This is a genomic window from Geobacter sp. OR-1 (assembly GCF_000813145.1).
GTDB lineage: Bacteria > Desulfobacterota > Desulfuromonadia > Geobacterales > DSM-12255 > Geoanaerobacter.
Genome location: NZ_BAZF01000006.1, coordinates 173,247 through 194,060 on the forward strand (window position 1 = coordinate 173,247; position 20,814 = coordinate 194,060).

At 53.1% G+C, this 20,814-nt stretch carries 24 protein-coding genes, 1 pseudogene and 1 riboswitch; of the genes and pseudogenes, 5 read left to right on the forward strand and 20 right to left on the reverse strand.

Annotated features, from left to right (window positions below):
* Positions 1 to 153 precede the first annotated feature (153 nt).
* From OR1_RS08320 to OR1_RS08330, 5 genes are all read right to left on the reverse strand, one after another.
* Positions 154 to 990: a protein-glutamate O-methyltransferase CheR gene (locus tag OR1_RS08320; protein WP_041971231.1), complete on the reverse strand. Its 837-nt coding sequence runs from the start codon at positions 988 to 990 to the stop codon at positions 154 to 156.
* A gap of 4 nt (positions 991 to 994) precedes the next feature.
* Positions 995 to 2,710 (reverse strand): response regulator, encoded by a 1,716-nt coding sequence (locus tag OR1_RS20710; protein WP_052440335.1) that lies wholly within the window; start codon positions 2,708 to 2,710, stop codon positions 995 to 997.
* Positions 2,640 to 4,613, reverse strand: coding sequence for a histidine kinase dimerization/phospho-acceptor domain-containing protein (locus tag OR1_RS20715; protein ID WP_052440336.1), 1,974 nt, complete (start codon positions 4,611 to 4,613; stop codon positions 2,640 to 2,642). The genes OR1_RS20710 and OR1_RS20715 overlap by 71 nt, the downstream gene beginning before the upstream one ends.
* 183 nt (positions 4,614 to 4,796) lie before the next feature.
* Positions 4,797 to 4,961 carry a hypothetical protein gene (locus OR1_RS22465; RefSeq protein ID WP_193377092.1) on the reverse strand — a complete coding sequence of 55 codons (165 nt, stop codon included), beginning with the start codon at positions 4,959 to 4,961 and terminating at the stop codon, positions 4,797 to 4,799.
* A gap of 49 nt (positions 4,962 to 5,010) precedes the next feature.
* Positions 5,011 to 5,502: a GreA/GreB family elongation factor gene (locus OR1_RS08330; RefSeq protein WP_237754257.1), complete on the reverse strand. Its 492-nt coding sequence runs from the start codon at positions 5,500 to 5,502 to the stop codon at positions 5,011 to 5,013.
* A 336-nt stretch (positions 5,503 to 5,838) separates the two neighbouring features.
* Positions 5,839 to 5,926: riboswitch (cyclic di-GMP riboswitch) on the forward strand.
* On the opposite strand from OR1_RS08330, the gene OR1_RS08335 reads away from it, so the two are divergent.
* On the forward strand, positions 5,901 to 8,234 hold the full coding sequence (locus OR1_RS08335) for a M6 family metalloprotease domain-containing protein (RefSeq protein WP_041971232.1): 2,334 nt from the start codon (positions 5,901 to 5,903) through the stop codon (positions 8,232 to 8,234). Its footprint overlaps the riboswitch before it by 26 nt.
* A gap of 290 nt (positions 8,235 to 8,524) precedes the next feature.
* Positions 8,525 to 9,037 (forward strand): hypothetical protein, encoded by a 513-nt coding sequence (locus OR1_RS08340; RefSeq protein ID WP_052440337.1) that lies wholly within the window; start codon positions 8,525 to 8,527, stop codon positions 9,035 to 9,037.
* Positions 9,038 to 9,051: 14 nt separating this feature from the next.
* Here the strand turns inward: OR1_RS08340 and OR1_RS08345 are convergent, their stop codons facing one another.
* From OR1_RS08345 to OR1_RS08355, 3 genes are all read right to left on the reverse strand, one after another.
* A complete protein-coding gene (locus tag OR1_RS08345) occupies positions 9,052 to 9,723 on the reverse strand; it encodes a Bax inhibitor-1/YccA family protein (RefSeq protein ID WP_041971233.1) in 672 nt (223 codons plus the stop codon).
* 81 nt (positions 9,724 to 9,804) lie between these two features.
* Complete coding sequence (locus OR1_RS08350) at positions 9,805 to 10,224, reverse strand: (deoxy)nucleoside triphosphate pyrophosphohydrolase (protein ID WP_041971234.1); 420 nt, start codon at positions 10,222 to 10,224, stop codon at positions 9,805 to 9,807.
* A 9-nt stretch (positions 10,225 to 10,233) separates the two neighbouring features.
* A complete protein-coding gene (locus tag OR1_RS08355) occupies positions 10,234 to 11,205 on the reverse strand; it encodes an ATP-dependent 6-phosphofructokinase (RefSeq protein ID WP_041971235.1) in 972 nt (323 codons plus the stop codon).
* 428 nt (positions 11,206 to 11,633) lie between these two features.
* Here OR1_RS08355 and OR1_RS08360 point away from each other — a divergent pair, with 428 nt between their 5' ends.
* Positions 11,634 to 11,858, forward strand: coding sequence for a hypothetical protein (locus tag OR1_RS08360; RefSeq protein ID WP_041971236.1), 225 nt, complete (start codon positions 11,634 to 11,636; stop codon positions 11,856 to 11,858).
* Positions 11,859 to 12,013: 155 nt separating this feature from the next.
* Here OR1_RS08360 and OR1_RS08365 read toward each other — a convergent pair whose 3' ends face one another.
* Complete coding sequence (locus OR1_RS08365; RefSeq protein ID WP_052440338.1) at positions 12,014 to 12,331, reverse strand: hypothetical protein; 318 nt, start codon at positions 12,329 to 12,331, stop codon at positions 12,014 to 12,016.
* Between the two features lie 33 nt (positions 12,332 to 12,364).
* Positions 12,365 to 12,802: an SseB family protein gene (locus tag OR1_RS08370; protein ID WP_041971238.1), complete on the reverse strand. Its 438-nt coding sequence runs from the start codon at positions 12,800 to 12,802 to the stop codon at positions 12,365 to 12,367.
* A gap of 334 nt (positions 12,803 to 13,136) precedes the next feature.
* Here OR1_RS08370 and OR1_RS08375 point away from each other — a divergent pair.
* Positions 13,137 to 13,586: pseudogene (locus OR1_RS08375) on the forward strand (lytic transglycosylase domain-containing protein); the annotation flags it as partial.
* A gap of 1 nt (position 13,587) precedes the next feature.
* Here OR1_RS08375 and OR1_RS08380 read toward each other — a convergent pair.
* The 6 genes from OR1_RS08380 to OR1_RS08405 all read right to left on the reverse strand — a co-directional run bounded on the left by OR1_RS08380 (position 13,588) and on the right by OR1_RS08405 (position 16,874).
* On the reverse strand, positions 13,588 to 13,851 hold the full coding sequence (locus OR1_RS08380) for a hypothetical protein (protein ID WP_041971239.1): 264 nt from the start codon (positions 13,849 to 13,851) through the stop codon (positions 13,588 to 13,590).
* A 19-nt stretch (positions 13,852 to 13,870) separates the two neighbouring features.
* The gene (gene ylqF, locus OR1_RS08385; RefSeq protein WP_041971240.1) at positions 13,871 to 14,713 is read right to left on the reverse strand and encodes a ribosome biogenesis GTPase YlqF; all 843 of its coding nucleotides are present in this window, start codon (positions 14,711 to 14,713) and stop codon (positions 13,871 to 13,873) included.
* Positions 14,714 to 14,807: 94 nt separating this feature from the next.
* The gene (locus OR1_RS08390; protein ID WP_041971241.1) at positions 14,808 to 15,101 is read right to left on the reverse strand and encodes a putative quinol monooxygenase; all 294 of its coding nucleotides are present in this window, start codon (positions 15,099 to 15,101) and stop codon (positions 14,808 to 14,810) included.
* Between the two features lie 2 nt (positions 15,102 to 15,103).
* Entirely contained in the window at positions 15,104 to 15,301 is a 198-nt protein-coding gene (locus OR1_RS08395; RefSeq protein ID WP_041971243.1) for a hypothetical protein, read from the reverse strand.
* Positions 15,298 to 15,867 carry a flavin reductase family protein gene (locus tag OR1_RS08400; RefSeq protein ID WP_041971311.1) on the reverse strand — a complete coding sequence of 190 codons (570 nt, stop codon included), beginning with the start codon at positions 15,865 to 15,867 and terminating at the stop codon, positions 15,298 to 15,300. The genes OR1_RS08395 and OR1_RS08400 overlap by 4 nt, the downstream gene beginning before the upstream one ends.
* A gap of 248 nt (positions 15,868 to 16,115) precedes the next feature.
* Positions 16,116 to 16,874: a formylglycine-generating enzyme family protein gene (locus tag OR1_RS08405; RefSeq protein WP_041971244.1), complete on the reverse strand. Its 759-nt coding sequence runs from the start codon at positions 16,872 to 16,874 to the stop codon at positions 16,116 to 16,118.
* A gap of 332 nt (positions 16,875 to 17,206) precedes the next feature.
* Between OR1_RS08405 and OR1_RS08410 the strand changes: the two genes are divergently transcribed.
* Positions 17,207 to 17,788: a hypothetical protein gene (locus OR1_RS08410; RefSeq protein ID WP_041971245.1), complete on the forward strand. Its 582-nt coding sequence runs from the start codon at positions 17,207 to 17,209 to the stop codon at positions 17,786 to 17,788.
* A gap of 45 nt (positions 17,789 to 17,833) precedes the next feature.
* Here OR1_RS08410 and OR1_RS08415 read toward each other — a convergent pair whose 3' ends face one another.
* The 4 genes from OR1_RS08415 to OR1_RS08430 all read right to left on the reverse strand — a co-directional run bounded on the left by OR1_RS08415 (position 17,834) and on the right by OR1_RS08430 (position 20,597).
* Positions 17,834 to 18,136, reverse strand: coding sequence for a YheU family protein (locus OR1_RS08415; protein ID WP_041971246.1), 303 nt, complete (start codon positions 18,134 to 18,136; stop codon positions 17,834 to 17,836).
* Complete coding sequence (locus OR1_RS08420; RefSeq protein WP_041971247.1) at positions 18,137 to 18,706, reverse strand: hypothetical protein; 570 nt, start codon at positions 18,704 to 18,706, stop codon at positions 18,137 to 18,139. It lies immediately after the preceding gene.
* A gap of 67 nt (positions 18,707 to 18,773) precedes the next feature.
* Positions 18,774 to 20,078, reverse strand: coding sequence for a DUF4403 family protein (locus tag OR1_RS08425; protein ID WP_082002872.1), 1,305 nt, complete (start codon positions 20,076 to 20,078; stop codon positions 18,774 to 18,776).
* 75 nt (positions 20,079 to 20,153) lie between these two features.
* Entirely contained in the window at positions 20,154 to 20,597 is a 444-nt protein-coding gene (locus OR1_RS08430) for a DUF2721 domain-containing protein (protein ID WP_041971250.1), read from the reverse strand.
* Between the last annotated feature and the right edge of the window lie 217 nt (positions 20,598 to 20,814).

Below are 20,814 nucleotides of genomic sequence, written 5' to 3' on the forward strand. Positions count from 1 at the left end.
GAGCTTTCTCATTCAAAATCTCTATGTCAGAAACTGTAAGGATTCACCGAAAACGCCCGGCGTGATCGGCGTTATCGGATCATGTTCTGATGAAAGAATCGGAGAGAGCCGTGTCAGCGGAAATTGCACGCTGACACCCATCCCTCCAGGCTTTTAACGGCGCATGGCAACACTCTTTCGATAGATGCGTGACTGCGGAATGGTTTCGGTGAAGTGACCGGCAATCTCCCTGTTCTCAAGGGTTTCCTTGGAACCCAGACAGAGAAAGCCGCCGGGGATCAGACAGCAGTTGAACAGGTTCAATGCCCGATCCTTCAGATTCAGCTTGAAATAGATCAGGACATTACGGCAAAGGACCAGATGCATTTCACTGAAATCGGCGTCGGTTGCCAGGTTGTGAGTGGAAAATACGATGTTTTCGCGTAGCGCCGGGGCTAGAAGCGCCCCATCGTAACGCGCTGTGTAGTAGTCTGCAAATGAGGAGGTGCCGCCGCTCTTGAGGTAGTTTTTGGTATACCGCTGCATCTCAGCCAGCGGAAAGATCCCGGTCTGGGCACGGCAAAGAGTCGCGGCATTGATATCGGTTGCATAGATCAGGTACCGACCGGCCATCCCTTCCTCGTTCAGCATGATTGCCATGGAATACGCCTCTTCACCTGTTGCACAGCCGGCATGCCAGATCTTTACAAACGGGTAGGTCTTGAGAACCGGCACGACTTCTTCCCTCAGGCTCTTGAAAAACAAGGGGTCGCGGAACATCTCGGAGACATTGACAGTAATCCCCCGGATCAGGTAGTCAAGAAGGTTCCGATCGCGCAGGACACGGAATTGCGCCTCTGAAAACGAGGAAAAGCCCGCCTCTGCAAGCCAGTGGCTGAGCCTCCTCCGTAGGGAGGCCTCAGCATAGTCGCGAAAATCATAGCCGTAAACCCGATAGATTCCCTCCAGAAGAAGATGCATCTCGATATGATCGAGATCGTTCCGGTTCATCCGGTTACCCCTGACGGTAGAGCCAGACCCGCAACAGCGAGACCAGCTTATCGACGTTAATCGGCTTGGCGATGTAATCGCTCGCCCCGGCCGTAATGCAGTTTTCAAAATCACCTTTCAACGCCTTGGCGGTCATGGCAATAACCGGCAGCTCCGCAAAACGGCTGTCGCGCCGGATCTCTCTTATTGCCGTATAACCGTCCATCTCCGGCATCATGATATCCATCAGGACAATGTCGATGTCAGGATGTTCTTTGAGGAGGGTCATGGCCTTCCGGCCGTTTTCGGCCTCGAAGATAACCATCTGTTTTTCTGAAAAGATGTTGGTAAGGGAGAAGAGATTACGCATGTCGTCATCCACAAGAAGTATCCTTTTCCCATCAAAAACCGTCTCAAGATCCACCGACGCCCTGATCATCTTCTGCTTTTCCGCGGGGAGCCGTTCCTCGACAAGATGAAGAAAGAGCGAGACTTCGTTCAACAGCCGTTCAGGGCTTCTTGCCCCTTTTATGATGATGCTCTCGGCGTAATGACGCAGCCTGCGCTCGTCCTCGTGGGAAAGATCCTTTCCGGAATGGATGATAACCGGCAGACGCACTGTGCCGATAAGCTGGCAAAGCTGCTCCAGCAGTTCAAAGCCGGACATGTCGGTAAGCCCGAGGTCAAGAACCATGACATCGAAACTCTCTCTGGAGAGCAGCTCCATGGCCCTGCTGCCGGTCACCGCTACCGTAATCTCAACACCCTTTTCGGAAAGGAGTTCGACCATGCTTTGAGCCTCGGTCTCATCGTCTTCCACGATCAGTAACCGTTTCACAGTATCCTGCATAGACTTCTCGATGGTTCCGAAGACCGCCTGCAGCTTTTCGCCATCCGCCGGCTTGGAGATATAACCGACCGCACCCATGGTCATCGCCCTGTTCCGTTCCTCCATACAGGTGAGAAAATGGACCGGAATATGCCGTGTGCGCGGGTTGTCCTTGAGCTTTTGCATCACTTGCCAGCCGTCCATGCCCGGAAGTATAACGTCAAGGACAATGGCGCTCGGCCGGAAACTGTCGGCCAAAACAAACCCGCTTTCGCCGTCTGAGGCAACAAGCACCTTATGACCCCGCTCCCGCACCATATCCATGACGATCCGGGCCAGGGGGAGGTCGTCTTCAATGATCAGAATCGACTGATCACCCGGATTCAGTTCGCTGCGATCATCATGCACCGGTGGTTGGTCGATGGGTTGCGGACCGGATCCCTTTCGGACAATAACCGGTGCTGAAGAATACAAAACTGGACGACCTGGAGACAGTGCCGCATCCTGCCCCTGAGGCTTCATCGGCAGATAGAGCGAAAACGAACTCCCTTTCCCCTCTTCACTGGCAGCCACCAGTTCCCCACCCAATCCTTTGGCGAGTTGCAGCGAAATGGAGAGTCCCAGACCCGTCCCCCCGTAGCGCCGGCTTGTCGAGCCGTCGGCCTGAATGAATGCCTGAAATATCTGTTGAATCTTGTTTTCGGGGATGCCGATGCCGGTATCCTCAACGGTGAAGGCTATCGCAGGGGCTGACAACGGGTTTTCCTCGCTGTCCGGAATGAAAACCTTGAGTGTCAGCTCTCCTTCAGAGGTGAATTTAACCGCATTCGAGAGCAGGTTCTTAAGGATCTGGAGGGTGCGCTGCTCGTCGGTGACGAGTTTTTTCCGGGAGGTCGTCGGAGAAAAGAACATGGAAGCCGATCCCCTTCTGCTCCGTCAAGGGGCGGAACATCCCCTCAAGGGCCGAACAGACGGACGGCAGTGAAACTGGCTCAAAGATGTATTCGAGCCTGCCGGCCTCGATCTTGGACAGATCGAGGATGTCATTGATGAGATTGACCAGGTCAGTGCCGGCGGAATTGATCGTTGTGGCAAACTCCACCTGCTTGGCGGTGAGGTTACCCTCCCGGTTTTCGCTCAGAAGTCGTGACAGGATCATCATGCTGTTCAGCGGCGTGCGCAATTCGTGCGACATGTTGGCCAGGAACTCCGATTTATAGCTGCTGACCCGTTCCAGCTCTGCGGCCTTTCTTCCCAGCTCCTCGCTGGCAGTCGTTATCTCCCGGTTTTTGGCACGGATCTGCTCTCTCTGCTGTTCGAGCATCTGTGCCCTTTCCTCCAATTCTTCGTTGGACTGCTGCAACTCTTCCTGCTGAACCCGCAGTTCTTCTGTCTGGCTCAAGGTCTGCTGCAGCAGACGGTTGTTCTCCTCACGGGCAATGGCCACGACAAATGCGATCGAAATTGCTTGTCCAGCCTGTTCAAGCAGCTCTGACTCTACCTCGTTGAATCGGCGGAAGGTTCCGAACTCCATCGCCCCCACCAGCTGGTCACCTACGGTAAGGGGGATTGCCGTAATTATCAGCGGTGCTATTTCCCCGGATGCAGAGGAGACTTTCAGGTAGGCAGGTGGAATGTCAGCTATGGTGATGGTCTGTCTATCCCGGGCAGCCTGCCCCAGAACACCTTCGCCCAGACGGCACTGTTCCTTGCGCTCGCTCACGGCATAGGAGGAGGCAAGACGCAGAATGCCATTTACTTCATCATACAGGTAGATCGACCCCACGGCCGCATTCAGGTATCCGGACAGGAAACCGAGGACATTTTCCGCGAGGAGATTGACTGCCATATCGCCCCGCATCCTTTCCCCTAGCTCATTCTGGCCGCTCTTCAGCCAGTCCTGGGCACGATCCGATGCCCGGCTTTCCCTGAGCGAGTCGGTCATCTGCTGGAATGCCCTGTCCAGGGCGATTTGCATGTCGGCCAGTTCTCCCATGGATTTGATCAGATTCCCGAGTTCGTCCCTCGGCAGCGTTGACTCGTCGAGTTCTATAGGTTCAGAAACCGTTATCGATCGGTCCAGATCTCCTGCACTGATCGCCCGGACAATTTCGACCTTTTCGGAACTGCTCATTGCCAACCGCTTGGCTATAGAACCGGCACTGTTAAGAGAAGCGGCAACGCTTCTGGTAACAATGACTGCAATTACGATTGATGCCCCGATTAGAAAAATGAATGTCAGCGTGATGGTCTGAGAGAGCTGCAAGCTCTGGTTTGCCGAGAGTTTCCTGAATTCCTGAGCCTTGTCTGCGGCAAAACGATAGATATCATCCGCCTCTTTAAGCGCCTTTTCTGCGGCAAGCGTATCAGATGTAGCGATCCGCTTTGCCGCCTCATTTCTGCGTCCTGCCATTATCAGGGCAACGGTATTCTCCCGTGCGGCTCGCCATTCGGCGATGGCCGTTTCCAGTTGTTCAACATCTTGCGCGTTCCCCAGGTATTTTGTCCTTAACAGGCCGAGATGGTGGTCTGCACTTGCCTTGCTGACCGAAATCCCCTGGATTAAACTCTCCATTTCACCGGGGTCGGTGGTGTTCAGCAATTTCGCTACCCGGACCTGATTGGACAGCAGGTCGCTCTTTATCCCGGATATTGATGTGGAAACAGTGAACGGGTGCTCGAATATGTCGTCAGAAGTGCCGGCAATGGTTGAGATAAAGTTGACTGCTTGCCGGCCAATAATGGCCATGGCAAACAACATGACAAGAAAACCGAGCAATATCCTGGTAATAATACGAAATTGATGAAAGGACATGTTTCACCGTCCTCCTGTATTCACTAATAAGCCCTAATTGTTTACTGTTAACAGGCACAATTGTCAATTAAAGTGTGGTGCTGGGAAATTAGTTCGGGATGAAGAAAAGGTAAGACCAAGACCATAACAATTTCATTGAGTTTGGTCTCAGGTGTCTTGAGGGTCAGATGATAAGAGATGATACTAAGAACAGGCGCGGCATTTTTCAGAATCAGGGGAGGCAAGTTGGCAGCCACAACAAGCGCAGGCGTTCACCCACTCCGGATGACCGGCATCAGCGGCACGCCTCTTTGCTTCCATCCGCCGCACCTCGGCCTCCATCTCTTCGTTGTACTGGTTCTCAAACATGGCGGTTTCCTTTTTTCGGCAATGTTGCAGCCGCTGGTTTTCATGCGAATCAACAGACCGCGACTATCTCATAACAAGCGGTTGTCATCTCGACAGTGTCGCCGACACTCTTGCCGATCAGTTCTCTCCCCAGGGGAGAAGCAGGTGTTATGACCACCACCTCGGTGCCGGCAACGTCAACCTTCAAGCCCCCCTCGGTCGGGCCGATGAAAATGACCTTGGTCGTGCCGTCTTCTGCTTCAAGTGTGACCAGCGCCGTCAGTCGTATGGACTCGTCATCCAGGGGAAGACTCCCCAACTGTTTATAAACTTCAATTGCCTGTCGGATGTCACTGGCCCGGTTCGCCTGCCCCTGGGCCACATAGGATGCCTCCAGCGCCAGGGTGTCGTACTTGTTGTCCGGCTGGTTCTCTTCATGGGTTGCCGCTTCGTGGGCGGTCCTGGCAGCCGTGAAGATCACATCCAGATCGTGGTTGAGTTTCGCAATGATGCTCTGGAGCAGATCGCCCTTATCCAGCAATAATGTCATACCCTCAGTCATATTGATTCCTGTTGTTGCCACTTCCCCATGTCGCCCCGAACGGCATGGCGTGGCCACCCGGGTTCTTCCAGTGCGACTTGCCAGATTACCGAAGGTTTGGTCTTGTTGTGACCCGGCATTATTCCCTAAAACTTCATTATTTGTCGAGGTGAAAGGATCGATTAAGATGGTCCTCGGCAGGTGAGATGCAAAATGTTTTGTTCATAAGTTGCACATCAGCGCAGAAACACTCGCATAACCATTCAATATCACTACAAATGGCAATTGGTGTTAAACTTGCTTACCAAACATCGGAAGTAAATTGTGAGAACATAATACTGGACATCAGAAATACTGTTTCCGAACAGGTAAACCTCGGGTAACCGAGGGGCACAAAGCCACAGGTCCCAAGTTCAGCAATGAACCGGACAGCTGGGTTGTCGAAGAAGCAGGCACCGAAAGTGGCCTGTTTCACCAGGAATATCCATTTGAGGTGCAACTTGATTCATCGGCACTTTTCATATCTAAGCATCGGTCCGCTACTCTGCAGCGCCTTCATTCTTTTTAGTCACGTCTCGCTTTCCTTTGCAGTCCCTGCTGATCCGCAGTCAATAGACATCAGACAACCGGACGGCTCCGATTTCAAGGCAAAAAAACATGGCGATGAGTTCCAGAAGTGGACTGAGGCAGAAGGGAGCGGCCACACCATTCTCCATAACCGCGAAACCGGTTACTGGGAGTACGCGGAGAAACATCCCGACGGCACAATGAAGCATTCCGGTATCAAGGTAGACCCATCAGGCCGTTATGCCCCCGATTTCCTGCCGAAAGGGGTCAAGCCTGACCGGGATCGGGACTCGGAGCAGAAGCAACAAGGCTCGGCCCACCGGAAATATAGCAAACGGCTCGTTCCGGCCGCTCTTGCAGCACCCTCAGCCGGAGCAGTTACGTCAGGATCTCCCCTGCCGTTATACGCGCCATCGTCCGGGTCCAGTTACGCTCCTAACCCTGGAGACTGGATCCCTGCCCCGGAATCCGGTGCAAAAAAATTGCTCCTGATCCTGGTCAGTTTTACCGACAGGGCCATACAGACATCTCCCTCGGATTGGTATAATGCGTTGTTCAGCACTACGGCGGGTGTCAAGTCAGTGGCCAATTTCTATAAAGACAACTCTTTCGGCGCGTTGGCCATTACCCCTGTAACGCATACCCAGCCTTCAAAACCTCCGGGTGTTGTTCATGTCAGCATCAATCGGAGCCACCCATATAATTATCCCGATACCTGGTCAAATGAACAGGCATGGATTACCGCAGCCCTGAATACTGCCGGTCCATACGTGGATTTCAACGCCCTGGATATTGATGGGGACGGTTCGATCGAGACATCGGAGGCGGTTGTTTACTTTATCGTTGCCGGGTACGAAGAATCCGGTTCCAACAAGATACCCAGTATCTGGGCTCATGCCTGGGTTAGCGCCAGTGGCGCCGGAAAACAGTTCCCGGATTATGCCGTCAACGGTGAACTGAACAATGCCGATGTGATGCACCCCATCGGAGTAATTGTGCACGAACTTGGGCACCAGATGCTCGGGTTGCCTGACCTTTACGATACATCCTATACCAACGCCGGCATGGGGAACTTCTCAGTCATGGCCGGGGGGTGCTGGGGCCTTGCCAGCGGTCAATACAGCGGCGCCACTCCTGTGGCTCTGGACGCATGGTCCAGGGAATTTCTGGGGTGGTCGATCCCGGCAACACCAACGGCCTCTGGCGCGCAATCCCTTGGCGCAGCCCTTGCCGCACCGGACAAGACAGTCAAGCTGGTCAGACCGTCGATCAGCAGCACCGAGTACTGGCTGGTGGAAAACCGGCATCCCACTGGATGGGACCAAGGGATTACCGGCCTCGTCAGCGGCTATTCCGGCGGCCTTCTGGTAACGCATGTGGATATCACTGCAGGCACTGCGGGGAGTAATGATATCAACCAATACACAGCCGGCTCTCATCAGGGTGTGGTGCCCGAGCAGGCCAATACGGCAACCTGTGACATGCTGGCCACCAGTTGCCGGGGAGCGGCCACTACCACCTTTTTTGCCGGCAACAACCCTGCGTTCGGACCGGCTACAACCCCGGCAGCGCTTTACTATTCCGGGATTACTGGCGAAATAGGGCTCAGCAATATCTCGGCGCGCGGTTCCGCCATGACCTTTAACGTAGAGTTTACGGCAGTCCCCCCGGTTATCACCGAGTTTGTCGTTCCGTCAACATCCATCACGCTGGAAGTGCCGATCAATACGTTTACGGTCAGCAGTTCCAAGCAGGTCACCGGATACCTGATCACCGAGAATCCATCACTCCCGTCTCTTACCGACACGGAATGGAGCGGGAATAAACCGGCCAGCTACAATTTTGCCTCTTTTGGCGCCAAGACCCTCTATGCCTGGGCCAAAGATTCCGACAACAATATCTCGGCAGCCAGGTCGGCGTCGGTCCAGGTAATTGCGTCTTCTTCCCCCACAATTCAGACCCTGACTACTCTGCAAGCGGCATACAACAGCATTGATTCAACTGCCACGGTCCGAGCCGGTGCAAAAGGGTATATCGAGATTCTGGTGTTTAACCGCCCCATTGCCGTTACCCTTGATGGCGGCTTTGACAATACCTTCCAGAACAAGAGCGGTTACACTGAGCTGCGCGGTTCCCTGACTATCGAACATGGGACAGCAATAGTAAATGATCTGATCATCAGGTAGTAATGACCTACGGGTCGAGATGGTTATTGCTGTTTATTCATTCCTGCCGACAACCAGGCTTCAGGTTTCCAAATGTGCATGTAAACTCCCCCTGATGACAGATCAAAGCCACTGATCAGACCTCAACGGAATCTTTCGGCATAGATGCTCCCGTTACAGCAGCCGTGGCAGAAGTGTAGGTTACCACCCCGGGCTAAATTGCTTGAACAGGCTCGTCACCCAGTGCAATATATGCATGCCGACAAGTGCACGTCACAGTAATTAGAGTTTTGACAGGAGAGACCGTTTCCGTGATTGCCACCGGACATAATCTGCTTTGGGACGCCTGCGGCATGGCCGTGTTCCTGCTGCTAGTTGCCATGCACAGGTGGACCAGAAGAAAGGGGATATTTATTGCCGCTCTTTGGAACCTGACCGGGGTGGTGCTCCATGAACTGGCGCACCTCCTGTCCGGCCTGATCCTTGGAGCGGGACCGACAGGCTTTTCGATCATACCGCGCAGGAGTGACACAGGGTGGAAGCTGGGGAGCGTTACCTTCCGGAAGGTCAATGCGTTCAACGCCGTACCGGTGGCGCTTGCCCCGCTTGGACTTGCCTTTGCGGCTTATATTGTCTGGCAGTTGTGGCACCTCTGGTTCGAGCCGGCACTATCCTCGACCATCTGGCTCTATCTGGTGATGTTCATACTCCTGTACAATGCGGCACCGTCCCGTCAGGACCTCAGGATCGCCTGCAACTGGAAGAGCCTGCTGCTGTATGGTTCAGCCATAACAGCCGGTTGCTGGTTACTGTATGGAAGCTGACCACCCTTCCCCGTTCAATCCCTTCTGCCGCCGAAGAGCTGCAGGATCATGAGGAACATGTTGAGAAAGTCGAGGTATAGCGCCAATGCTCCAGAAACCGCGGCACCCCCCCGAGCCCCTTTCAGCTTCTGGGTGTCGTAAGCGGTCAGGCCGATGAACACGATCAGCCCAACGCCGCTGACCACGAACTGCAGCATGCTCGAATGGAGGAAAATATTGACTACCGAGGCAATTACCACCCCCACCAGCCCCATGAAGCAAAAAGATCCGACGGATGTAAGGTCCCGCTTTGTCGTAAGCCCGTAAACACTCATGACACCGAAGGTCCCTGCCGTGGTGAAGAAGGCGGAGGCGATCGACTCCCCGGTGTAGATCATGAATATACCGGAGATGGTGACCCCATTGAGCGCCGAGTAGAGCAGGAACAGCGGTGCTGCCTTTGCTGCCCCCATCCTGATCGCAAAACCGCTTATGGCGAATACGAGCACAAATTCCACCAGAATCACCCCGTAGAACACGGCCCGGTTCTGGAATACCGCACTGAACAGTGCGGGCGAACTGACCACTGCCAGTGAAACCAGTGCCGTCAGACAGAGTCCGGCTGCCATCCAGCCGTACACCGCTGCAATTGAATTGTCTCGCTCAACCTCATATGTCCGCATGCGTGCATGTGCGGGAATTGCCATTTACATGTCTCCTTTTGGTATATCGTTTTCTTATACTGTAACCTAATAACTGCAGGAAAGAAAATCAATACCACTATGGGCTCATCCCGACGAGCTACCGGCGCCATCATAGGCAAGTGACGAAAGGTAAGACTGTATCACCGGCAAGTCGGCCTCGGCCCAATCAAGGTCCAGCAACTGCTCGGGAGGCAGCCATCTGATTGCGGCATGTTCATGGAGGACAATCTCTCCGGACTCAATCTTACAGACGAACGGGTGGAGGGTAACCGCAAATTCCGGGTAATGATATGTTGCGGCAGGCAGGTCTTTGCCCACGCGGATCTGAATGCCCATCTCTTCAGTCAGTTCACGTCGCAGGCATTCCTCCGGAGACTCTCCCGGGTCAATCTTGCCACCGGCAAACTCCCACTTGAGCGGCAGGCTCATGGCAGCGCTCCGTTGGGCGGCAAGGACAAGACCATCGCGCTCGATGATGGCGCAGGTAACGTGAAGGTGTTTCATAAGGGTATGCTACTTGGCCAGCACATGGGCAAGATCGAGCAGCCGCAGATCCAGAGCTTTTTTCTGGGTCACAACCTCGCTAAGCGGCGTGGTTGCAACCTCTCCCTTGATCATCCCGACCAGCACCCCGTGGGACTTGTTGGCCAACTGCTCTGTTGCGGCCGCGCCGAGCAATGTCCCGAGCAGCCGGTCATAAGCGCCGGGAGCAACGCCACGCTGGACATGCCCCAGCTTGGTAACCCGCAGATCAAAACCGAGCCGCTCGTGATGGAGCTGAAAGTAGTTCGCCATCCCTTCCGCATTGTTCCGGGCACCCTCGGCAACCACGACGATTGCATGGGCCTTGCCGTTGGCATAGGCAGCACGCAGGTGATCGGCGACACTTTCCGGGTCGGCCTCTTGCTCGGGAATGACTATGGCGTCGGCGCCGCCGGTCAGTCCGGCCATCAGTGCCAGATAACCGCACTTACGCCCCATGACCTCCACCAGAAAGGCCCGCTGGTGCGAGGCGCCAGTGACCTTCAACCGGTCGATCGCCTCCAGGGCCACGTCAATGGCGCTCGTCACCCCTATGGTCACATCGGTGCCGCTCAGGTCGTTGTCAATGGTGGAGGCAACTCCGACAACTGGGAAGCCGTGCTGCGACAAGGCATGAGCCCCGGACTGAGAACCGTTGCCGCCGATAACGACAAGGGCGTCGATCCCCCGCTGCTGCAGCTGTCCCAGGGCTTTGCTCTGCCCCTCCCCGGTCTCGAATTCCCGGCAGCGGGCGCTCCCCAGCATAGTGCCGCCGCGCTGGATAATTCCTCCCACTTCCCGTGCCCCCAAAGGGGTAATGGCTCCGGAGATCAAGCCGGCATAACCGTTACGAACCCCAAGTACCTCCCACCCCCGGGAAATACCAGTCCGGACAGTCGCCCGGATGGCGGCGTTCATCCCCGGGGCATCACCTCCGCTGGTCAATACGGCAATTCTTCGCATTGCTACCTCCAATTTTCGGACCTAAACATCATCCCCGAAACGGTTCATACACCTCTGGATGCGCCCCTGTCAAGGAATCAAAGCCTGTACCCATACCCATGGTCGCCTTGTCTTTGTTACACACGACTAACATAGAATATATACATGAATATTTATTTAATACATCCCTATGCTATGCAAAAAACACATACATTGCAGCAAGTTAATACAGTTTCGTGCAATATGAGACAAATCGTTCCTTCTTGTCCACCATCATCTTTTTATACAGTTCAAGAAATTCATTTCGCTTGCCACAGACAGTAATTGCTGTATTTACTTAACAATTACGGTAAGTTGCAACTTATATTTAACAATCACTAATTGTTGGTATGCATGCTGCTATATATAAAATAACTGGTTTGAAATCGAAGAAGAACGGGGAGGATGCCATGAAAACGACACAATTAACTCTGACAACAGTACTGCTTTGGGTTGCTATGTTCGGAAACGCATATGCTGCCACCACCACTAAGGTATACAGCAGCGGGATACTCGTAATCGGCTTTCTGGCCGTGTGTGCTTTGGTTGTGGTAGTACAGGTTATTCCGGCAATCATGACCGTAATCGGAATGGTTAAAGGTAGCGTCAGCAAAAAAAGCGAAATCAAAGCTTAAACATAAGCATAGGCACAATGAATCCGGAGCAATCAATATAAAGATTATGCGGTTGCTTGGGGGTATCAAAATCAAAGGCTGACCGGACAGTTCCGGCAGCCTTTATTTATTTCGGCAAGTAGGCTGAGGTAGCAGTTGGACAATACTGCAGTCACTCAGATCTTGTCGGCACAGATGTGGAGCCCGCAATGGCGGCATTTTCGCAAGTACGAAAGGGTAGAATGCCGCATATGAAAGTTGTTGCCGCATTTGGGACACTTTGCTGTGGCGGTCAGAGTCACGGCAATGCAGAGCAGGATAACCCAGAGGGCAAAGACAACTCCAAACGCCTTGTAGGATTGGGTGGTCTGGAGCGTCGTCACAGCTAATGGCATGTAGATCAGAATCAAACACCAGAGATACCATCTTCTTCTCCGAATAATGGCAAGCATCGGTTTGTAATCTGCCTGATTTTCAGAAATATTCTGTCTCAACTGAATCTCCTGTCAACCTGAGAGTTCGAGTTCCTATTGAATCCGTTCTTCAGTTTCCCCGGCTGCTTCGGCGTTACACTGCTCCACCGAGTCCTTGAGCCAGGCGATCTCTTCCGGTATAAACTGTTTCGTGTATTCGGTCCCCACGTTCAGTGCCCAGTGCAGTGGCGGTTGAGTTGTAGCGGCAAGCACATACCCCGGCACCTCAACGCTCTCCACCTCGGCCTTTGCCCAGGCATGCAGCCGCTCCTTGTTGTCGAACAGCAGCATGTAGTCGTTCCCATCTACTTCGAGTATCAGCGGCAGCACGTCTTCCGCTGCCACCTCGGCATCTGCTCCAGTTACATGTTCCACGTGCAGGATCGGGACAAAAAAGGTGGAATTAAGGAACAGATCGAAATAGTTCGCTTGGCTCTTGTGGTCTCTCGGGCTCTGGCGGAGGGGCACCAACGCCTGGTCAAGTTCTGTCATTTAATGGCCTTTCGTTGTATAGTTGTAAAATCGAAGGAGACGGGGTAATGGATGTGGATAGCATGCCTGAAAATGATGCTGCGCGCAACATTATGAATTAAGGCAACCCTGGATTTCAATTACCAGGCAATCCCAATAACCATAAGCCATGGAACAGCTCGATGAAATGTGATAAAAATAACGTTATCAGCTGGTAGACTCTTCGCTTCTACCAATCCTAAAGGTGATTCCGGAGGCCAGACTACAGCCATGTGGAAGATCAGGAGTTGCTGCATCATCATGATGCGTTTTTTTTGCTGCTGCCGCCAAGGCTGATCCACTTTGTTTCGACGAGGCGGGCATGCAATACGAGATAAACCCGCAGATACTCCGGGCGATCGCGCAGGTCGAATCCAGGTTCAACCCCAGAGCCGTCAACTGGAACAGCAACGGCAGCTACGATTTCGGCGTTATGCAGATCAATTCAAGCTGGGGGCATACCTATGGGGAGAAGTGGTGGAGTACCCTGGGGGACCCATGCACCAACATCAAGGCCGGCGCCATGATCCTGGCCGCATGCATGAAAAAATACGGCTATAGTTGGGAAGCAATCGGTTGTTACAACAGCCAGACCCCGGGGAAGCGCAACAAATATGCAATCACGGTATTCAGGCAGTTGCAGCGCATTGAACGCGACGACCGGCTGAATGCCGCCAAAACCAGCATGGATATCCCCAAGGAGATCCCCTCAAGCCTCAACGCTGACCTGGCGGAAAACGACCCAAAGAGCCGATATCAAGAATGATTCAATGCTTACCCAACTTATCCTCAAGGCGTTCGATGACCTCGGCAACGGTACCCTCAATATCATCCCCGTGAACGGTAAAATAGAGGAATTGGCCGGTGCGGTGCGACCAGTAGACATCACCGACCGGAAGCGGCTCAAGCAGTGAGTCGATCTTCTCATAGGAGATGAACGGCTCGCCGTCAGGCCACTTTCTGTCGAGCTTCGCCTGCTGGGCATCAGTCAATGGTATTCTGTACGTAATCGAATAGATTTCTGCCTTCATCTCTTAGTGCCTACCGACTTTATTTCGAGGAAATCGTTTCCGGTTCTTCGAAACTGATCCGGCCGATCTTCCCTGCCCGCAGCTCCCGCAGGAAAGCCTCCGATGCCCGGTTCAGGTCTACTGCACCGCCCCCGGCCAGGCATCCCAGGCGACGACCGACCGCCACTATCAGGTCGTCGGGGGAGTCTGGCAGTTCCTGCAGCCCGTAGCGGGCTTGCAGCAGTTCGGGATACCTTCGCAGCAAATATTCGCCGGCAAAAATGCCGACAGCGACACTGTCCATGGCATTATCTCCGATAGCACCGCTGACAGCCAACCGGTAAGCACCTTCCTGGTCACCCATATCCGGCCACAAAACCCCAGGCGTATCGGAGAGAACGATGCCGTTGCGTAGATCGATCAGCTGGGTAGTGGTGGTGACCGCCGGCCGGTCTCCCACCTTTGCCACGTTTTTACCTGCCAGAGTGTTGATCAGTGTAGATTTTCCTACATTCGGAATCCCCACCACCATGGTGCGGACCGGAAAGCCCGGCTTGCCCCGCTTCGGGGCCATCTCCTGGCAGAGCTTGATCAGCGGCTTGGTATCGGAGTGCTTCTTGGCAGAGAGAGGGAGCGCCCGCACCCCGGTCTGCAGTTCAAACTCCCGCACCCAGGCCTTGGTCACAGACGGGTCGGCCAGGTCGTGCCTGGTCATAACCTTGATCCAGGGCTTGTTCCGGCGCAGCTCCGCCAGCCTGTGATTGGAGCTGGAAACAGGGAGCCGGGCATCCAGCACCTCGATGACTACGTCTATCCGCTTGATCAAATCCTGGATCTGCTCCAGGGCCTTGCCCATATGTCCGGGGAACCATTGTATCGCCATAAATGTGTTATTCCTTAGCTGTGTGTTGGAGGTGATGGTCTCACCGTTAACTGAGCCAGTATTGTGGGGAAAAACCCCTACTCAGGACTTCGACTCATATCCCAATTCCAGTCATTTTGTGCACGACCTTATCAGCGATCAGGCCATCGACTGCCGCAAGATACGCCTGGGAATGTTTCGAGTTCAGGTGCTGTTCCAGGCAGGCAAGGCTATCCCAGTTCTCGTAAAAAACGAAAACTGCAGGATCTTCGTTATCCTGATGCAACCGGTATTCGATGCACCCCTCCTCCTGAGTGGTTTCTGTCACCAGTTTCAGGAGTTCGGCCTTAACAGCATCGACGGCATCACTCCTTGATGTAACCTTTGCCACTACAGTTACTGTTGACATGGTTATCCTCTTTTCTCGTGGGCTTTTTTCCCGTGCACCCGTTCATAGGCCTGGCAGAATGGGCAGATGTCCTGCTCGACGTTCTTCACAAAACCATAGACGATCCCCTTCTGGTGGTAACGGGCGTGAAGGCAGACCGGGCAAAGTTCGCATACCTTTGCCAAGGCTCGATCCAGGGAGGAAAGCTCTTTGCCGTTCATAATAGTTTCTTTCCAACGGAGAAGGCCTTGGCGAGCAACGGCCCGACCGCGTGATACCCCTTGTGGGCGGTATCGTAGACCAGCGGCTTGATCTTGAGGATATCGGGAAGCCCGTCTTCACTCAACGTATTCAGGTCAACTTTCAGATCAACGATCTCACCGATGAACTGGGTATGTATCCCGATCTCCAGCGTATGCAGAAGGCGGCACTCCAGAACTACCGGGAACTCCTCCGCGTACGGGGCGTCCACCAGCTCGCTCCTGACAAGGGTCAGCCCGGCAACTGCGAATTTGTCGACGTCGCGGCCTGATGAAATGCCGACGTAATCGGCTTCAGCGATTTTCGCTTCACAGGCAACCCCGACGGTAAAGGCCTTGCGTTCCAGAATGCTGTCATAGGTGTGTCTGGCCTTGCGTATGGATACGGTCACGCATGGGGGATCGGAACAGCAGATGCCGCCCCACGCAGCGTTCATAACGTTGGGCTTGCCTGCTTTGTCGTAGGTTCCGATCATAAGAACAGGTGTGGGGAAAAGGAGGGTTTTCGCGCCTAATGATTTTTTCATGGTTACCTCGCTCAATTCAACTACTCATTACTCTTGATGATAGATGATGTCACGCCGCCTGTTCTTCAACAACGCTGATTCTGGACGATGCAAATTTCACCATATCAATACATATGAAGGGTTTGGTGTCAACGACAATGGCGTTGTTCTGGTGTGGCAGGCAAAACTCTGCAGGGATCGCCACTCGGGCGACAGACCAACAAATGAAAAAAACTATGCCCAGCCGCGTTCAAATCTGCGCGCCGCGGTTACTGAGCAGGGAATGCCAGCCGGAAACCGTTGTCGTTGTTCTGGCTGCCGGGAACGTCTCCGCTGCGGACTGCTGTCCGGAGGTCTTCGGCAGAGCTGCTCCAGCTACCGCCGCGAGAGACGCGGTTGGAGCCTGCCAGGGCGCCGCTGGGGTTTTCCTCCGGGCTGTTCGCGTAATAGTTCTCATCGTACCAGTCCGCGCACCACTCCCACAGGCTGCCGCTCATGTCGTAGATGCCCAGCCCATTGGGCTTCCTGGTGCCAACCTCATGAGTTTTATCGCTGCTGTTGGCCTCATACCAGGCATAATCCCCCAACCGTTCCAGATCACTGGTGCCGGCATACTGCTCATTCCTGCCGCCGCTTCTGGCAGCGTACTCCCATTCCGCCTCATAAGGCAGACGAAAATTTTTGCCGGAACCGGCATTCAACTTCCGGATGAATTCCTGGGCATCTTCCCAGCTTACCGAGTCCACCGGGCAGCTAAGGCCGCACCCCTTGAATGCTGCAGGGTTCTTCCCCATGACCTTCTGGTACTGAGCCTGCGTAACCTCGAATTTGCCGACGTAAAAGTCATCGACGCAGACCTTGTGGACCGGCTTTTCGTTGCCACTGCCGCCGGCAAAGGTATTCCCCATCTGGTAACACCCCCCCTTGACAAGGACGAACTCCATGCCGGTGACCGCGTCGGTGTAACCTGCGGCCTGGCCGACAGCTGCAGATAGTGCCAGGGTCAACAATGCAATCAGTAGTCTCATGTTGTTTCTCCTTTCACAGTGCTGCGTCTGATTAAAATATATCGCCAATATCCCGTGAGAGCAATTCGATCGTATTCACAACAATCCCCCAAAAACGACCGTATTGTCTCAGGGTAGCAGGTGCCTGCCTTGCTGAATCCATACAGGCTGTAGATGAACGACCTGATCACAGACATCTCATCCTCCCCCTCCTCAACCTTGCAGTTCAGAAGTTTAACTGATATCGTTCAATCCAAATTATACTCCCAAATTCACGTTAATGATTCTTTGCGGGGGAAATCCGGTGATTGGAAAGGACGTTACCTAGAGTCTGGAAGGAATTGAGACGAACCATGACTGAAACTATTGCTGCATCAACACCGACTATACTGCCCGTGCTGAAGCTCTTCATTATTCCGGTCGGAGGGGGGATTCCTGCCGGTGTTATGCTCGCCCAGTCCAAAGGGTTGGCCTGGCCCATTACCACCCTGCTCTACCTGGTTTCGGATATTATACTGGCCTTTGCCTTTGAACCAATCCTGCGCATTATCGCCTTTATCTGCGGCAAGGTTTCATTTCTGGCCCGCTTCAGCACTGCATTGAAAGCGGCAACGGCTCGGAGCGTGACACATTTTGGTGGAACTGGTGCCGGTCCAATAGCGCTGATCATGATCGCTTTCGGTGTTGATCCCATGACTGGGCGTGCTTCGGCACTGGCGGCAGGCCATGGCTTCATTACCGGCTGGGCCATCGCCATCGCTGGCGACATGCTCTATTTTGCCGTCATTGCGATCACCACGCTGCGTCTGAACTCGTACTTTCGCGACCCTGACACGACCATGTTTATCGTTCTTGCCGCAATGTTCTTCCTGCCAGTGGTGATACGCCGAATTAGATCAATAGGATTGCTCTATCAAAGGTCTGAGAGGGCGTGAAACAGCGAGTGATTCTCCAACCGTTGCAGTTACAACTAGCTGCGATTATTGGTTGACGACTATATTGCAGCTGTTCGTGGACAGGTCAAATACGACTTTGGCCTTATTTTGCTGCACCTGCACCTGCACCTGTTCGATCTTTTCCTCGAGTGTGTAGGGAGAGTCCCCGAGTTCTTCCCATTCCCTGGTCACGAACTCAGCGATCATGTTATACAGAATCTCGGGTCTGATACGGTCAAGCGGAACTTCGACACCCTCTTCGCGATAGTCCGCCCGTCTCTGTTGCCGGTAATCGTCATCAGGCACAATTTGGACGTCCAGTTCTGACTTGCGTGTCCGGTCACCCATCTACTGGAATCCGGCAACCTGGGCCTGGTACATGGTGACCTGAACAAAACGAACCGCAAACTCTTTCTTGCACCTGGCACAGGGGATAAAGAACGGCTTGCCGCTTTTGCCCTTCTCCAGTGGTATCTCATGACGGGCATGGCAGTATGGGCAGTTCGCCGCAACAGGTGGCTGGGCGGCAGGTTTAGCTTCACTCTTACGCTTTGGCTTGGCTGCAGAAACCGGGGCATTGACATTCAGCTCCGGAACCTTCTCCTGTTGTGTCTCAGTCATGACTGTTTTCTCCGCTTTCTTACGCTCGCGTTTCGTATTTTGCGTTCTGGGCGCCAGCTCTGCCTCGGGCAATGAAGTCACCGCTGCCGGGGTCTTTCCCTTCAATGCCAGCTTCCAGGCCTTTGGTAGGGACGAGGCTGAAAAGCGCAACGGTTTGCCCGCTCTGGTCTGTGCCGCTCCTCCCTCTATTACGTAGTAACGATCGCGATAGAGCACCAGCACCTTGTTCCCTATCTGCGCCGCTTTCGTGCCCGCACAGTTCCTGTTGTCAAGCCAGAATGACACCGCCTCGTCCATCTGCCGGTCCTTTCATTTTACCAATATACCGCTGGGTATGAAGGTATGTTCTTCACAGCCAGGCAAATTACTTTAGGCTGATTCCTGATTCGCCCAGAGCCGTAACTTGAAGCGACAAACGATCCGATGCAACAATAGCCTCACCAAGCCTCAGAGATTTCACAGTACCGGAGAGTTCCACATGGTCCGCAAGCCTGATTTTTGCTAACGCTGCTGACGCTTTTAGGCGAGCGGATTCAAGTTGTTCGACGATTGTCGTATTGAGTTTGTCTTTAATAACATTTCGGATCGTACCGTTGAACAACCAACTGCCGACACCAATCAGCAAGCCGGCATTTCTGGTATCAAAGTCGATATTGTCAAAAGTCAGAGAATTGTTCTCAGGGTTGTAAACCGGCTTGGCAAGCAGTGTCAGTTCGCCGTCAAAATCTCCGGTAGCAGCCAGATCAATAACGAGACGGCCATCATCGCTTTTCAAGCTGAAACTGCGAACTGTAATCTTCTTGTCATCGCCAAAGGTTTTGTTAATCAGGATCGGATTCAATGCAGTGACAAGATCCGCGAAGAAAATATTGGTCCCCAGCTGAATATGGAACTGGTTATCGAAGTTTGCGAGCTGCTGAATTTGCGGCAGCGGTCTGACCGGAGGCGAACCCGGTTTCGGCCCGATGACTATTTCAGCGATCGTAACAAGACCGATTGATAGGCGAAGCCTATTATTGGTTGCCGATATCGGACTCATGAGTATCTTTTCCGGGGACATTCTCAACCAAGCGCTGAAGTTTTTATCGACCAGCACCGGATTAAACGCGTTCTGCCAAACTGGGGTGATTTTTTCACGCAGCCTGACAGTATCATTGATCTTGTTATCTATGACAGGAGCCAAAAGTCTCTGCACCGGCTGCGTAACACCTTCGACAAGACTTTTAGGCTTCAGCGTCACCATACCGAGCCGGATACTGTCAGAAAGCCCGTCAGAAAGCCCGGTGTAGTATAGCTCCGTCTTCAATCGCCAGTCAGGTGAGACGCTTACTTTCGCTTTGAACCGGAGGTCGGTCTTGAGTGGGGCAGTAGTAAACATTCCATAGCCAATGGTTAGCTGGACAGGTATTGAAATATAAACAAAATCGTTTGCTGCAGTTACGGCCACTGATCCGGCACGCAAGATTTCTACAGAAGTACCTAAACTGCCCTGGCCTTTATATAATTCCTTTTTGATCGACTGATTCAAGATGTTACCGAGATCAGCTGCTGTAGTTTCAACTTTAAGAATGATTGTCGAGGATTGGACCCCGTTGCCAGCAGCTTCGCAGATGGTTGAAGCCAACAGGAGCAGTGCCAGCAAACTGAAAAGGTGAAGGATTTGACGCATGTATTTGAACCTCGCTCGAGTTGTATAATGTATTAAGAGACAAGAGAGAATAAAGGTTTTGCTGTAAGGCGTCAATCAATGCGGACCTATTCGAAGGTTGTGCGTGGCTACGAAAATTTCGCGCAGGAAAACGATCAAACCTACGATCAATAGCAGCATTACTAAAATGAAAAGAACGGCAACGGGCGTCTTCAGGTCTAGAGTAACAAAGCTCTCGACAAAAAGGGTTGCGATAAGTGTGCATACGAATAGTGCAGCGGCAGTGCAAAGTGTTATAGCAGCACCGATCAGATTTGCCCTTTTTGACAGTACAGCCAGATGGGAATTGATGTGGGCAATCTCGCTATTTGAGTTTTCGGCTTCCAGCCTGGCTTCCCAAACCCTTGCCCGGTCGATTACCCGGTGTAATCGATTTGTCAGGACACTGAGTAAAGTCCCTATTGCCGTGAGGAGAAAAACCGGGGCAATGGAAAGCTGAATGACGCGACCTATGCTGTTAGCCGCAAATGCCTCAATCAAGTTAAGCCTCCAATTCTATAAAATCGTCAATAACTCGAGCAATAAATACCACGGGCAACATCATGAGGCAAACAACTTGTGCGATTATGCAACCGGGAATTCTTCAATCATCAATATGCAACGCAGGATGCCACTGATTAATACCTGAACGTATTGCCGCAAACTGATCCAACAATTGACACAAAAAAACAGCCGCCTAGCATCTCGCTAAGTGGCT